The 13,408-nt window shown below is 73.3% G+C and carries 12 protein-coding genes and 1 pseudogene; 9 read left to right on the plus strand and 4 right to left on the minus strand.

All coding sequences use genetic code 11. The annotated features are described in order from the left end of the window. Positions 1-79: 79 nt before the first annotated feature. From ACNJ93_RS13135 to ACNJ93_RS13145, 3 genes are all read left to right on the plus strand, one after another. The gene (locus ACNJ93_RS13135) at positions 80-799 is read left to right on the plus strand and encodes a GOLPH3/VPS74 family protein (protein ID WP_418957580.1); all 720 of its coding nucleotides are present in this window, start codon (positions 80-82) and stop codon (positions 797-799) included. Positions 800-1,099: 300 nt separating this feature from the next. Then, complete coding sequence (locus tag ACNJ93_RS13140) at positions 1,100-1,963, plus strand: helix-turn-helix domain-containing protein (RefSeq protein WP_418957581.1); 864 nt, start codon at positions 1,100-1,102, stop codon at positions 1,961-1,963. A gap of 177 nt (positions 1,964-2,140) precedes the next feature. Then, positions 2,141-2,341, plus strand: coding sequence for a DUF397 domain-containing protein (locus ACNJ93_RS13145; protein ID WP_418957582.1), 201 nt, complete (start codon positions 2,141-2,143; stop codon positions 2,339-2,341). A gap of 128 nt (positions 2,342-2,469) precedes the next feature. On the opposite strand, the gene ACNJ93_RS13150 is transcribed toward ACNJ93_RS13145, so the two are convergent. Further along, positions 2,470-3,312 (minus strand): hypothetical protein, encoded by an 843-nt coding sequence (locus ACNJ93_RS13150; protein WP_418957583.1) that lies wholly within the window; start codon positions 3,310-3,312, stop codon positions 2,470-2,472. A gap of 80 nt (positions 3,313-3,392) precedes the next feature. On the opposite strand from ACNJ93_RS13150, the gene ACNJ93_RS13155 reads away from it, so the two are divergent. Further along, a complete protein-coding gene (locus ACNJ93_RS13155) occupies positions 3,393-4,175 on the plus strand; it encodes an SDR family oxidoreductase (RefSeq protein ID WP_418957584.1) in 783 nt (260 codons plus the stop codon). A 173-nt stretch (positions 4,176-4,348) separates the two neighbouring features. Here ACNJ93_RS13155 and ACNJ93_RS13160 read toward each other — a convergent pair whose 3' ends face one another. Next, on the minus strand, positions 4,349-5,464 hold the full coding sequence (locus ACNJ93_RS13160) for an ADP-ribosylglycohydrolase family protein (protein WP_418957585.1): 1,116 nt from the start codon (positions 5,462-5,464) through the stop codon (positions 4,349-4,351). A gap of 214 nt (positions 5,465-5,678) precedes the next feature. On the opposite strand from ACNJ93_RS13160, the gene ACNJ93_RS13165 reads away from it, so the two are divergent. Next, positions 5,679-6,245 carry a hypothetical protein gene (locus ACNJ93_RS13165; protein ID WP_418957586.1) on the plus strand — a complete coding sequence of 189 codons (567 nt, stop codon included), beginning with the start codon at positions 5,679-5,681 and terminating at the stop codon, positions 6,243-6,245. On the opposite strand, the gene ACNJ93_RS13170 is transcribed toward ACNJ93_RS13165, so the two are convergent. Next, on the minus strand, positions 6,242-8,824 hold the full coding sequence (locus ACNJ93_RS13170; protein WP_418957587.1) for a bifunctional FO biosynthesis protein CofGH: 2,583 nt from the start codon (positions 8,822-8,824) through the stop codon (positions 6,242-6,244). The genes ACNJ93_RS13165 and ACNJ93_RS13170 overlap by 4 nt on opposite strands. 146 nt (positions 8,825-8,970) lie before the next feature. On the opposite strand from ACNJ93_RS13170, the gene ACNJ93_RS13175 reads away from it, so the two are divergent. Continuing rightward, positions 8,971-9,609, plus strand: coding sequence for a hypothetical protein (locus ACNJ93_RS13175; RefSeq protein WP_418957588.1), 639 nt, complete (start codon positions 8,971-8,973; stop codon positions 9,607-9,609). Here ACNJ93_RS13175 and ACNJ93_RS13180 read toward each other — a convergent pair. Beyond that, positions 9,600-10,430 (minus strand): LLM class F420-dependent oxidoreductase, encoded by an 831-nt coding sequence (locus ACNJ93_RS13180; protein ID WP_418957589.1) that lies wholly within the window; start codon positions 10,428-10,430, stop codon positions 9,600-9,602. The genes ACNJ93_RS13175 and ACNJ93_RS13180 overlap by 10 nt on opposite strands. 100 nt (positions 10,431-10,530) lie before the next feature. Between ACNJ93_RS13180 and ACNJ93_RS13185 the strand changes: the two genes are divergently transcribed. The 3 genes and pseudogenes from ACNJ93_RS13185 (at position 10,531) to ACNJ93_RS13195 (ending at position 13,351) form a co-directional block, all read left to right on the plus strand. Next, positions 10,531-10,653 carry a hypothetical protein gene (locus ACNJ93_RS13185; RefSeq protein WP_418961621.1) on the plus strand — a complete coding sequence of 41 codons (123 nt, stop codon included), beginning with the start codon at positions 10,531-10,533 and terminating at the stop codon, positions 10,651-10,653. After that, positions 10,638-11,036: pseudogene (locus ACNJ93_RS13190) on the plus strand (phosphoesterase); the annotation flags it as partial. The gene ACNJ93_RS13185 and the pseudogene ACNJ93_RS13190, both read left to right, overlap by 16 nt. A gap of 191 nt (positions 11,037-11,227) precedes the next feature. Then, entirely contained in the window at positions 11,228-13,351 is a 2,124-nt protein-coding gene (locus tag ACNJ93_RS13195) for an FG-GAP repeat domain-containing protein (protein WP_418957590.1), read from the plus strand. Positions 13,352-13,408 lie beyond the last annotated feature (57 nt).

Here is a 13,408-nt window from a genome sequence, read left to right on the forward strand (position 1 = left end):
CGCCCCAACCGCCCAGGCACTCTCGACAGATGAATGTGAGAGGGGTCACCCTGTCATTCATCCACGCGGGGAGGCATGGATGGGCAGGAGCCGCAGAACACTTCCGGAGGAGCTTCTGCTGCTCGCTCTGGACCCGGCCACGGGTACCACAGCGCAGCCGCAGTCGCTCGACCTCGGCCTCGCCGGAGCACAGCTAGTGGAGCTGGCTCTGGCAGGACGGATAGCCCCTGACGGGGATCGTATCGCCGTGGTGATGCCACGGCCGACCGGAGATCCGACTCTGGACTCCGCACTGGAGCTGCTGCGCAGGCGTGGCAGTCCGGTCCGGGCCGTCCACTGGATCGGCGGGCCCCGCCTGGGGCTCCGCCAGACGTATCTCTCGCATCTGGAGCGCTGCGGCATGGTGCATGCCGTGGCGGGTCAGATGTGCGGGGTGCTGCCGACGACTCGCTACCAGGCGACGGACACGGCGATCAGCCGGGAGATCAGGGCCCGGCTGGACAGTGCGATCCGCACCGGCGTACCGCCGGACCCGCGGACCGCGGCGCTCGCCGCGCTGGCCCACGCGGTCGGGCTCGGCAAGCATCTGTACCCGGGCAACGAAGGACGGTCGTCGCGGTCGCGGCTGCGCGACCTGATCCGGCACGACCCGATGGGCGGTCTCGTCGCGCACGCGGTGATGGACGTCCAGAACGGTGTGGGCGCGCAGCCCCGCCGCGGTGCCGCCGGCGGTCGTCAGGCCGCGGTGCCGGTGCAGCCGACGCGCGGCCGGATGGCACGCGCCGTCGCGTCGCACTGACGCGCACCACGCGCGTACGCACCAGCGGGCGCACCACCGGTGCGCACGCGCCGCTCGTACCGGGCACCACCCGTACGAGCAGTTCCACAGCTCCACCTGCAACACCACCCGCACCACCACCGCACGACCCGTTCCGGGAGCCGCACAGGTGCGCGGGGCAGCCACGCCGGCTGCCCCGCGCATGTGCGTGAGGTCCCGTCGTCCCTGCGTTGTGGCCGTTTTCCAGCGCGCCGCGCACCTTTGGTGGCAGTCTGCCAAGCAGTAGATACGTACAGCTACGCAGCCGGAGGTGCAGTTTCCGTGGCGTCCAACGTCAACCCCACCGTCAGGCGTCGCCGATTGGGCCAGGAGTTGCGCCGGCTTCGCGAGCTCAAGGGCATGACGGCGGAGCAGGTGGCGGAGCGCCTGCTGGTCTCCCAGTCGAAGATCAGCCGGCTGGAGAACGGCCGTCGCTCCATCAGTCAGCGCGACGTCCGCGACCTCTGCGGGGTCTACGAGGTGGAGGACGACCGGGTCGTCGAGTCGCTGATGCAGATGGCCAAGGACTCGCGCCAGCAGGGCTGGTGGCACGCCTTCGGCGACATCCCGTACAGCGTGTACATCGGCCTGGAGACCGACGCGGAGAGCCTGCGGGTGTACGAGCCCCAGGTCATCCCCGGCCTGCTGCAGACGCACCGGTACGCGGAGGCGCTCATCGCGGGCGCGCTGCCGGAGTCGACGCCGGGCGAGATCGAGAAGCGGGTCAACGTGCGCACCCGGCGGCAGGACCGCATCAAGGCTCAGGACGCGCCGCTGCGGCTGTGGGCGGTGATCGACGAGGGCGCGCTGCGCCGGATCGTCGGCAACCGGCAGCTGATGATCGAGCAGTTGGAGCATCTCATCGAGCAGTCGCAGCTGCCGCACGTGACGGTTCAGGTGCTTCCGTTCGACATGGGGGCGCATCCGGGCATCAGCGGGCATTACGCGATCCTGGAATTCCCGGACGCCTCGGACTCCAGCGTCGTGTACATCGAGGGCGTGACGAGCGACCTGTATCTGGAAAAGGCGAATGACGTCGCCAAGTACAGCGTCATGTACGAGCACCTGCGCGCGCAGGCCCTGAATGTCGAACAAACCCGGCAATTCATCGAGGGGATCGCGAAGGAGTACGCGGACGCGAACTGAGGGAGCGGAACGGTACACCCCGCTCAGGCTCCGGCGGAAGTCCGCCTGGAATATGCCATCCTCACGAGTGAACGCCCGTCCCACGGCCCGAGGCCGACGAGTAGCGTCGATCACGCCAGCATGAGCGCCGGCGACCACGTCGGCGCCTCTCTCGATCGGCAGAATCGGAGCCTTGTCATGGCTATTCTCCAGGGCGCGACGGACACGTGGACCAAGTCCTCCTATTCGGGCGGGAACGGCGCCTGCGTGGAGGTCAAGTCCCCCGTTCTGGCCTCCATCGCGGTGCGTGACTCGAAGGCCCCCGAGGGTCCTTCGCTCACGTTCGCCTCGCACTCCTGGAATGCGTTCGTCGGAGAAGTGAGCACGGGAACGCTCTGAGTGCTCCACTCCTCCCGCTCCGCAGCGGAACGTTCCAGCACAGGGCCCTCTCGACCGGTTTTCGCCGTCCTGGCCGAGAGGGCTCGGCCTTGCCGGGGGAGCTCGCCTCGTCGGCGGAGCTCGCCTCGTCAGCGGAGCTCGTCCACGTAGCGGTCCGTGCCCGGCACGGTCGGGACGAACGGCGCGACGAGCTCCACCCTCCCCCACTCCCCCGCGTCGAGCCCGGCGAAGTGCTGCTGCCAGCACTCCCGCGGATCCGCCTCCAGGAACCACAGCAGCGTCAGCCGGGTGTCGACCCCCTCCACCTGCTTCACGTACGTCATCCGGTCGCCGGGCAGCGGCGTCGGCCGGAAGACCGTGACCATGGCCGCCGGTGAGCCGGCGAGGCTGCGCGGCAGCTCCCGGCCGCGCAGCCACTCCAGCAGTCCGGCCCGCCGCTCCGCGTCCTCCGCGTCGATCACCTGCAGGACCAGGCCCCGGTACGGGTGGTCGAGGGCGTGGAAGTCGCGGGGCCCGGCGGCGCCGTCGCGGTAGACGGTGACCTCGTGGTCCTGGAAGGACGTGAAGACGTGCGTCCGGGCCTGGTGGACGCGGGCGTCGCGGTTGAGCCGCTTGTTGATGGCGACCGTCCACTTCATGTGCTCGTCGTAGCGGCCCTCGGTGATCCAGTACGTGGAGAGGTAGCAGCCGGCGGTCACCGGCCGGGCGACGGCGGACTTCTCCGGGTAGCGCAGTTCCTGCAGTTCGCGGGTGGCGACCCAGCGGCGGCCCGCGTACATCCAGGGCATCGCCATCGCGCCGGCGTAGTAGTGGTCGTCCTCGTACCAGCGGTTGTACGCGTACTCGTGGCCCGGGTGCGGTTCGACCATGGTGATCAGCGCGTGCCCGGGGCGGATGCCGTACGGGCCGACGGCGGCCAGTTCGGCGTACGCCTCGACGCGCGGGTCCTCGCTCGGCGGCTCCTCGCTCATTCGCTGCCCCTTCCCAAGTCGTTGCCGGAGACCTACTCTGACGGGCCGTCAGATGGATGGCCAGAGCCGGGAGGTCGCGGATGCTGCTGCAGGGGAAGACCGTCGTCGTGTCCGGTGTCGGTGCCGGCCTCGGGCACCGGGTCGCCGCCGCCGTCGTGCGGGACGGCGGCAACGCGGTCCTCGGCGCCCGCACCGAGGAGCGGCTGGCCGCCTGCGCGGCCGAGCTGGACCCGAAGGGCGAGCACACCGCGTACCGGGCCACCGACATCACCGACGAGGCGCAGTGCGAGGCGCTGGCCGCGCTCGCGGTGGAACGCTTCGGGGCACTGGACGCGGTGGTGCACGTCGCGGCGTGGGACAGCTGCTTCGGCGGTCTCGAGGACGCCGACTTCGCCACCTGGCAGGGGGTGCTCGACGTCAACCTGCTGGGCACCCTGCGGATGACGCGGGCCTGTCTGCCGGGCCTGAAGGAACGCGGCGGCTCCGTCGTCGTCATCGGCACGCAGTCGTCGGTGGCCGCGCCGACGCAGGTGCGGCAGGCGGCGTACGCGGCGTCGAAGGGCGCGCTCACGAGCGCGATGTACTCGCTGGCGCGGGAACTGGGGCCGCACCGGATCCGGGTCAACACCGTGCTGCCGGGCTGGATGTGGGGGCCGCCGGTGCAGGGCTACGTGGCGTTCGCCGCGCGGAGCGAGGGCGTGCCGGAGGCGCAGGTGCTGGCGCGGCTCACGGAGCGGATGGCGCTGCCGGAGCTGGCGACGGACGGGGACGTCGCGGACGCGGTGGCGTTCCTCGCGTCCGACCGCGCCCGGGCGATCACGGGGCAGTCGCTGCTGGTGAACGCGGGCGAGCTGATGCGGTGACGCTCTGCGGGGGCGGTTCTCGGGTGCGGGTCGGTTGTGGCTGGTCGCGCGCACGCGGCGGAGCCGCAAATGAACACAGCCCCGCGCCCCTGATGGGGGACCACCTGCCGCACGTCGGCCGCGGCACCGTCGTGGTCGGTCGCGCAGTTCGCCGCGCCCCTTCGGGGTGCGGGTCAGTCTCTTGGGTATCTCGTCAGCCAGGCTGCCGAGGAGTCGGCCGGGGCGTGGAGGGCGGCGCCCTGGGTCATTTCCATGGCGAAGTCGTCGGCCAGCTCCAGGATCGTGCCGCGGCCCTCCAGTTCGGCCAGCCAGGCCGGCGGGAGGGCCGTCTCGCCGTGCAGGGCGCCGAGCAGCGCGCCGGTGAGGGCGGCGGTGGCGGCCGACGGGCCGTCGTGGTTGACGGCCAGGCGCAGGCCGTGGCGGATGTCCTCGCCGACGAGCGTGCAGTACACGGCCGCCGCGAGGGCCCGCTCGGCCAGGTCCTCGCCCGCGCCGAGCGCGTCCAGCCGGCCCGGTCCGGGGATGCCCTGGCGCACCGCGCCGAGGGCCTGCTGCAGCGCGTCGGTCACGGGCTGGTGGCCCGGCCGCCGGGCGAGCTGGGCCAGCGTCCGCTGGACCGCGCCGTCCACGGTCTCGCCGCGCGCCAGGCCGTGCACGATCAGCGCGAACGCCCCGGCGGAGAGGTAAGCGGAGGGGTGGCCGTGCGTCTGCGCGGCGCACTCGACGGCGAGCTGGCAGACCAGCTCCGGCTCCCAGCCGACGAGCAGCCCGAACGGGGCCGAGCGCACCGCCGCGCCCGCGTCCCGGGCGTCGGGGTTCTTGGGCCGCTCGACGGTGCCGAGCACCTCGTCGCCGAATCCGGTCAGGCAGGCGCGGGACGGGTCGCGGCGGGCGTACAGCCACTCCTGGCGGGCCAGCCAGCCGCCGTCCTTGCGGCGCTCGTCGGGGCCCCAGTCGCGCTGGGTGGCGGCCCAGCGCAGGTGGGCGCGGTGCACGTCGGTGGGCGGGTGCCAGGCGCCGATGTCCCGGCGGACCTGGGCGCGTATCAGCCCGTCGACGGTGAACAGGGTCATCTGCGTGGCCGCGGTGACCGCGCCCCGCCGTCCGTACGCGGGGACCGGCTCCATCAGGCCCTGGGGGCCGTGGGCGGCGCGGATCTGCTCCAGGCTGAGCCCCGCGGCGCCGGCGCCGAGCGCGTCGCCGACCGCGCCGCCGAGCAGGCAGCCGCGCACCCGCGACCGGAAGTCCTGTTGTTCGGCACGGCCCCAGACGGCTGCTGCTGTGGTCACGCGTCCCCCTGTGGTTCCCGTGGCGACTCGGCGGCGGTCAGGCGCAGCACTGTAACCGATCAGGATCGGTCGGTTGAGGGCTCCTTCCGGTCACCCTGGCCGTGAATCGCCTCCGCCGCGCGGCGGAGCGGGTACCGCCCCGGGGCGGACGCGGAGGCCCGGCGGCTCGGCGACGCTCGAAGGGCAGTCCAGCCCTTCCTGTCAGGAGTCCACCGTGCCGAACCACACCCTGCGGGCCGCCGTCGTGCTCGCTCTGATCGCCGCCGTCGCCGCCCCGGTCGCCGTCGCGGCCCCCGCCCCCGCCGAACCGCCGGCGCCCGCCCGGACCACCCATTCGTCGCTCGCCGGCGAGGCGCGCATGGCCTACCCCGTGGCCGACGAGGAGGTCCGGGTCCGCGTCGACGCCCACGCCCGCTTCGGCCCGGCGAGCCTCCCCACCCGCTCGTGGGGAACCTTCCGCATCTCCCACGAGGTCGACGGGACCGTCCACTGGGGCGAGTTCGCGGTGGACTGCCTCACCACCGGCGGGCCCACCGCCACCGTGACCGGCCGCCTGGTCCGCACCAGCCCCGGCCACGTCTGGCGGGAGGTGCTGGACCCGGACGTCCGCATGGGCGTCAGCTTCCACGTGCCCGGCAAGGGCGGCGAGGCCCGGATCGGCCTGTCCGGGGCCACGCCGAAGGGCGAGCCCCAGCTCACCAGGTGCATGGCCCCGGCCGCCGACGCACGCGTCGTCGAAGGCGGCTACCGGCTGAAGGACCGGCTTCCGGACACCCCTTAGTCCTCCAGGACCGGCAGGAGTTCCGGCAGGTGGCCGTCGGACGCCTCCGCCGCGCGCACCCGCTCCTCGGGGACCTCGCCGTAGAGGGTGGTGCGCGGGCGGGCGGGGCGGCCGGCGGCCTCGGCGATGGCGACCAGGTCGCGGACCGAGCGGTACGAGCCGTAACTCGACCCGGCCATCCGGGAGATCGTCTCCTCCATCAGCGTGCCGCCCAGGTCGTTCGCGCCCGAGCGGAGCATCTCGGCCGCGCCCTCCGCGCCGAGCTTGACCCAGCTGGTCTGGATGTTCGGGATGTGCGGGTGCAGCAGCAGCCGGGCCATCGCGGTGACGGCCCGGTTGTCCCGGACCGTCGGGCCCGGACGGGCGATGCCGGCCAGGTACACCGGGGCGTTGGTGTGGATGAACGGCAGGGTCACGAACTCCGTGAAGCCGCCGGTCTCCTGCTGGATGCGGGCGAGCGTGCGGAAGTGGCCCAGCCAGTGCCGGGGCTGGTCGACGTGCCCGTACATCATCGTGGAGCTCGACCGGAGGCCCAGTTCGTGCGCCGTGGTGATCACCTCGATCCACGTCGCCGTCGGCAGCTTGCCCTTGGTGAGGACCCACCGCACCTCGTCGTCGAGGATCTCGGCGGCCGTGCCGGGGATCGAGTCGAGCCCGGCCTCCTTCGCCGCGATCAGCCACTCGCGGATCGAAAGGCCGGTGCGGGAGGCCCCGTTGACGACCTCCATCGGCGAGAAGGCGTGCACGTGCATGCCCGGGACGCGTTCCTTCACCGCCCGCGCGATGTCGAAGTACGCGGTGCCCGGCAGGTCCGGGTGGATGCCGCCCTGCATGCACACCTCGACCGCGCCGACGTCCCACGCCTGCTGGGCGCGGTCGGCGACCTGGTCCAGGGACAGGGTGTACGCGTCGGCGTCGGTACGGCGCTGCGCGAAGGCGCAGAAACGGCAGCCGGTGTAGCAGACGTTGGTGAAGTTGATGTTCCGCGTGACGACGTACGTGACGTCGTCGCCGACCGCCGCGCGGCGCACGTCGTCGGCGATGCGGGTCAGCGCGTCCAGCGCCGGGCCGTCCGCGTGCAGCAGCGCGAGGGCCTGCTCGTCGGTGAGCCGCGTCGGGTCGTCGGCGGCGACGGCGAGGGCCTCGCGCAGGTCGGTGTCGATGCGCTGCGGCACCATGCCGGGAGCGGCGGCCTCGCGCAGCGCCTCCCAGTCGCCGTACACCTCGTCGAAGTCGGCACGCCGGTCGGCGGTGCGGCCCTCGGTGTCGATGGTGCGGTGCAGGTCGGTGCGGCCGGCGGCGGTGAACGCCTCGTCGGGCTCCTGCCAGGGCAGCCCGCGGACCTCCGCGTCGGGGTTCGCGAGGCCGGTCTCCGGGTCGGCGAGGGCGCGTACGTGCGGCAGGACGCGCGGGTCCAGCCAGGGTTCGCCGCGGCGGACGAACTCCGGGTAGACGCAGAGCCGTTCGCGCAGCTCGAAGCCGGCCGCGGCGGAGCGCTCGGCCAGTTCCTCGATCCGCGGCCAGGGCCGCTCCGGGTTGACGTGGTCGATGGTGAGCGGGGAGACGCCGCCCCAGTCGTCGATGCCGGCCCGGATGAGCCGCTCGTACGCGGCGTCGACGAGGTTCGGCGGGGCCTGCAGGCAGGCCGACGGGCCGAGGACGAGCCGGGCGACGGCGACGGCGGCGACCAGGTCGTCGAGCTCCGCGTCCGGCATGCCGCGCATCGCCGTGTCCGGCTTGGCGCGGAAGTTCTGGATGATCAGCTCCTGGATGCCGTGGTGGGCGCGGGAGACGCGGCGCAGCGCGAACAGCGACTCGGCCCGCTCCTCGTACGTCTCGCCGATGCCGAGCAGCAGGCCGGAGGTGAACGGCACGGAGGAGCGCCCGGCGTCCTCCAGGACCCGCAGCCGCACGGCGGGTTCCTTGTCCGGGGAGCCGTGGTGGGGGCCGCCGGGCTCGGACCACAGGCGGGTCGCGGTGGTCTCCAGCATCATGCCCATGGAGGGTGCGACGGGCTTCAGCCGCTGGAAGTCCGTCCAGGACAGGACGCCCGGGTTGAGGTGGGGCAGCAGCCCGGTCTCCTCCAGGATGCGGATCGCCATGGCGCGGACGTACGCGAGGGTGTCGTCGTAGCCGTGCGCGTCGAGCCATTCCCGGGCCTCGGGCCAGCGGTCCTCGGGCTTGTCGCCGAGGGTGATGAGGGCTTCCTTGCAGCCGAGTTCGGCCCCGCGGCGGGCGATGTCCAGGACCTCGTCCGGCGACAGGTACATGCCGTGGCCGGCGCGGCGGAGCTTTCCGGGCACGGTGACGAAGGTGCAGTAGTGGCACTTGTCGCGGCAGAGCCGGGTGAGCGGGATGAACACGCTCTTCGAGTACGTGATGACGCCCGGCCGGCCGGCCGCCTCCAGGCCCGCGTCACGCACCCGCCCGGCGGTGGCGGTCAGGTCCTCCAGATCGGCACCGCGCGCCCGCAGCAGCACGGCCGCCTCGGTGACGTCGAGCGCGACACCGTCCCTCGCTCTCTTCAGGGCACGTCGCATCGCGTTCTCGGTGGGCCGTCCTGCCTGCTGATCCGTCATGCAGCGAGGATACGAGCGGCCGCCCGCGAAGGGGACGGGCCGGTCGGCGCGTACCTGCCCGGGGCGCCGCGGGCGGCCGGCCTGAGTACCCGGTCTGAGTCGTCGTACGGATCCGCCGCCGCGGGCGCGGCCGTAGCGTCGGGGCCATGAACCAGCGTGTCCGCGGCCCCCTGCGCGCCGTCCTCTCCGTCGTCCTGTGCCTCGTCGCCCTGCCCGTGCTGCTCGTCGTCGGGCTGTTCGTCTGGTACGGCGTCGACAAGGCGACCGGCGAGGACTTCGAGCGGGTGCGGCCGGCGGACATGGCGCGGCGGGCGACCGACCGCTCGCAGGAGATGTACGAGGCGTCCGGCCTGACCCGCCCGCTGGGGACGACCCGGTGGAACGGCGACCACGGTGCGGCGGCCAACAGTCTCGGGTCCGAGTCCTGCTACCCCCGCGGCATCGAGGGCATCGAGGACACGCCCGAGCCCGGCTCGTACCGGCTGTTCCACGAGTGGCGGCTGGACGCCGTCGGCGAGGCCGAGGGCCGGGCGGCCCTGGACCGGCTGCACGCCCGTCTGGAGAAGACCGGCTGGACGATCGACGGTCACCGCAAGTCCGGCGACGACTGGGAGCTGCGGGCGAGCAAGGGCCACGACGACCGGCTGGTCTTCACCTGGTGGTCGCACTGGAAGACCCTGGAGGGCTTCACCGGCATGCCCTGCGCCTACGCCCCGGACGGGACCGAGGGATCGGAGGCCGCCGACGACCTGACGCCGCCTGCGCTCCGGCCGGCTCAGAGGTAGGCGGCGTACTCGTCCAGGGCCCGCAGGACCTCGTCCTCCCGCCCCGGCGGCAGCTGCAGGACGACCTCCTCGCAGCCCAGCTCCGCGTAGTGCGCGAGCTTGCCGGGGTTGGGCAGGACCCCGTACGGGACGACCTGGAGGGTCTTCGGGTCGCGGCCCGCCTTCTCCCACGCCTCCCGCAGCACCGGCAGCGTCTGCGTCAGGCCGCGGCCGCCGATCGGCAGCCAGCCGTCGGCGTACTCGGCGATCTGCGCGAACAGCTTCGGCCCGGCCGCCCCGCCGAGCAGCGTGCGCGGCGCGCCGCCGGCCGGCTTGGGGTGGGCGAACGAGGGCCGGACGTACCCGAACTCACCCTCGTACCCGGTCGGTTCGGCCGCCCACAGGGCGCGCATCAGGGCCATCCGGTCCCGGCCCAGCTCGCGCCGGGTGGGCCAGTGGACGCCGTGGTCGGCGGCCTCCTCCTTGTTCCAGCCGAAGCCGACGCCGAGGGTGAAACGGCCGCCGGAGAGGTGGTCGAGGGTGGCGATCTGCTTGGCGAGGACGATCGGGTCGTGCTGGGCGATCAGCGTCACCCCCGTGCCGAGGCCCAGCCGTTCGGTGACGGCGGCGGCCTGGCCGAGGGCGACGAAGGGGTCGAGGGTCCGGCCGTACTCCGGCGGCAGCACGTCGCCGGCCGCCGGATAGGGCGTCGTCCGCTCGACCGGGATGTGGGTGTGCTCGGGCAGATAGAGCCCGGCGAAGCCGCGCTGCTCCAGCTCACGGGCCAGCCGGACGGGCGCGATGGTCTCGTCGGTCAGGAAGATCGTGGTCGAGATCCGCATGGACGCACGGTAGGGGCTGCCGCCCGGATTTCCGAGAGCTGCGGCAGAACGGCGTCCCGCGTTGTTCCCGTGTTCACGGGTTCGTACGAGAGTTGCGCCCATGAGCGAACCCACCAGAAGAACGCTCCTGACGACGGGCGCGGCCTCCGCCCTCACTCTGGGAACCGTGAGCTTCGCGCAGGCCGGCACCCCGGACGGCGACCGCACCTGGCGGACGACCTGACGCGCGAGGCGGTCCTGGAGGGCCTGCGCACGGGCCGCTCGTACGTCGCCGAGTCCTCCGCGGTGTCCCTGGAGCTCACCGTCGCCGACGGCCGGGGGCGCACCGCGGGCCTGGGCGAGCGGCTGCGCACCGCGCCGGACGCGCCCGTGACGGTCCGCCTCACGGTGACCGGGGCCCCGGGCCGCACCGCCCGCCTGGTCACCGACCAGGGCACGCTGCACACGGCGACGCTGCCGGCGGAGGGCCCGGGCACGGTGGAGTGGCGCACGACCAGCGCGTACGCGACGTACGTCCGCGCCGAGGTCCGCCACCCCGCGACCCTCCCGCCGCTGCCCGGCGCCCTGGCGGCCTTCACCAATCCGGTGTTCCTGGACCGGGCGTGAGGGGGGACGTCCGGAATTCGTTCGTGAGGCGAACGTCCCGCTGCTAGGCTCCTTGATCATTTGCCGGGGTGGGGAGAGGGCCCGGGGGGACCGCCGTCTCAGTACGTCACCGGCGGGTGCGCGGCCTCAAGCGCCTGCGCATCCGCCTCCTCGCCCCTGCCCGTGTTTCGACGAGTACGGGGAGTCTCGCGATGCGCAGAACCAGGACCACGATCATCTCGGCGGCACTGCTGCCCACGCTCACGCTGACCCTGGGGGCCGTCGGCGGGGGCCTCGCCGCCACCCTCGTGGCGGCCGCCCCGGCGTCGGCGACCGACCGGACCTGGAGCGCGCCCACGGCGCTGACGGGCGAGCGGAACACGAGCGCGGGCGTGGTCGTCACCTCCGACGGCACGGCCGTCACCGTGTGGACCTCGGGCACGTTCGGCGACGCGACGCAGGAGCTCTGGGCCGCGACCCGCGCCGAGGGCGCCACGGCGTGGAGCGCACCGGTCCGTGTCGCCGCGGACCAGCGGATGGTGCAGGACGTACGGCTGATCGCCGCGCAGGACGGGTCCGCCGTCGTCTCGTGGGACCGCTACGACACCGAGAACTTCGCCGCGCACCAGACGTCGACGCTCCGCCCCGGCGCCGCGGCGTGGTCGGCGCCTGCCCGGGTCACGACGGCGCTCTTCGCGTACGACCTCACCCTGGTGAGCGGCCCCGGCGGCCGCCTCACCGCCCTGTGGAAGGGCGACCCGACGCCCGGGGAGAACGACGCGGACCGGGGGCTGTACGTCTCCGACCTGGCGTCGCCCGACGGTACGTGGTCACAGCCGGTCCTGATCGCCGCCGGTTCCGTCAACCAGTTCAGGGCGTCGGCCGGGGCCGATGGGGCGGTGACGGTCGCCTGGCAGCCGGGCGTCCTGAGCGAGTCGGTGAACGTCGCGACCCGGGCGGCGGGTTCGGCGCAGTGGACCGCCCCCAAGATCCTCAAGGTCGGGACCGGCATGGTGGGCGACTTCGATGTGCAGACGGCCGCGACCGGCGCCGCGCTGGTCAGCTGGACCGAGAGCGGCGTCGCCGTCCTCGCCGTCCGCCCGGCCGGCAGCACGGCGTGGGGCCCGTACACGTACCTTCCGGCCGAGCAGGACCGGACGGACACCGCCGTGCCTCAGCTGGAGGCCGACGGCCGGGTGACCGCGGTGTGGGCGGGGTACCGCGTGCTGCGAACGGCCACGCGTGGGGTGGACGGCACGTGGTCGCAGGCGCTGACGCTGGCCGAAGGCCACAGCTTCAGCCGCGTCTGGGCCCCCGGCCGCGGCCCGGACGGCTCCCTGGCCGTCGTGTGGACGTCGCTCGAGGACGAGCTGTGGGCGGTCACGCGCTCGGACGGCTGGGGGCGGCCCATGAAGCTGGGCGACGTCGCCCCGTACACCCAGCCGGGTTCCGTCGCCGCCGGCGCGGACGGCCGGGCCGTCGCCGTCTGGGACAAGCGGGTGGGGACGACCAGCGACCACCACGAGATCAACCAGGTCTGGTCCTCCGCCACGGGCGCCGCCAAGCAGCCGGCCAAGCGCCGGGACCACGTCGGGAACGACGGCTTCCCCGACCTGTACGCGCGCCGCTCCGACGGCACGCTGGCGGTCTACCGGGGCACCTCGGCCGGAACGGTCTCGGCCCGGGTGGAGAGCGGCTACTGGGGGACGACCTCCACGCTGGTCCCCTTCGGCGACCTGAACGGCGACGGCGTGAACGACACGATCGTCACCGACTACGGCGGCGCGATGTACCGCTACTCGCCGGACCGCGGTCAGGTGGTCACCTCCCAGACTCCGGCCACGCAGATCGGCACGGGCTGGGCGGCCTTCGACGGCCTCACCCACTCCGGCGACTTCACCGCCGACGGCCTGCCGGACCTGGTGGCCCGCCAGATCTCCACCGGCGACCTGTACCTGTACGCGGGGACGAAGTCCGGCGGTTTCCTGCGCGTCGGCAAGATCGGCAGCGGCTGGAAGTCCCTGACGATCGTCGGCGCGGGCGACCTCAACGGCGACCGGCACGCCGACCTGGTGGCCCGTACGGCCACGGGCGACCTGTACCGCTACTACGGCTCCGGTCAGGGCACGATCGGCTCGGGCACGAAGATCGGCTCGGGCTGGGGCGGCATGGCCGACTTCGTCGGCATCGGCGACCTGACCGGCGACGGCAGGGACGACATCCTGGGCCGGACCACGGCCGGCGACCTGTACCGCTACGCGGGCAACGGCACCGGCGGCATCGGTTCCGGCGTGAAGATCGGCACCGGCTGGAAGTCGTTCACCAGCATCGGCTGACCTGCGCCCACGTACGCGAAGACCCGCGCCGATCGGACGGCGCGGGTCTTCCGTATG

Origin of the sequence: Streptomyces tritici, from assembly GCF_048500665.1 — a bacterium.
Taxonomy (GTDB): Bacteria; Actinomycetota; Actinomycetes; order Streptomycetales; family Streptomycetaceae; genus Streptomyces; species Streptomyces tritici.

Excerpts from the sequence above, each read along its gene's own strand:
- ACNJ93_RS13135 (WP_418957580.1), top strand. The coding sequence starts at position 80 with ATGGGCAGGAGCCGCAGAACACTTCCGGAGGAGCTTCTGCTGCTCGCT.
- ACNJ93_RS13145 (WP_418957582.1), top strand. The coding sequence starts at position 2,141 with ATGGCTATTCTCCAGGGCGCGACGGACACGTGGACCAAGTCCTCCTAT.
- ACNJ93_RS13150 (WP_418957583.1), bottom strand. The coding sequence starts at position 3,312 with ATGAGCGAGGAGCCGCCGAGCGAGGACCCGCGCGTCGAGGCGTACGCC.
- ACNJ93_RS13155 (WP_418957584.1), top strand. The coding sequence starts at position 3,393 with ATGCTGCTGCAGGGGAAGACCGTCGTCGTGTCCGGTGTCGGTGCCGGC.
- ACNJ93_RS13170 (WP_418957587.1), bottom strand. The coding sequence starts at position 8,824 with ATGACGGATCAGCAGGCAGGACGGCCCACCGAGAACGCGATGCGACGT.
- ACNJ93_RS13175 (WP_418957588.1), top strand. The coding sequence starts at position 8,971 with ATGAACCAGCGTGTCCGCGGCCCCCTGCGCGCCGTCCTCTCCGTCGTC.
- ACNJ93_RS13180 (WP_418957589.1), bottom strand. The coding sequence starts at position 10,430 with ATGCGGATCTCGACCACGATCTTCCTGACCGACGAGACCATCGCGCCC.
- ACNJ93_RS13185 (WP_418961621.1), top strand. The coding sequence starts at position 10,531 with ATGAGCGAACCCACCAGAAGAACGCTCCTGACGACGGGCGCGGCCTCC.
- ACNJ93_RS13195 (WP_418957590.1), top strand. The coding sequence starts at position 11,228 with ATGCGCAGAACCAGGACCACGATCATCTCGGCGGCACTGCTGCCCACG.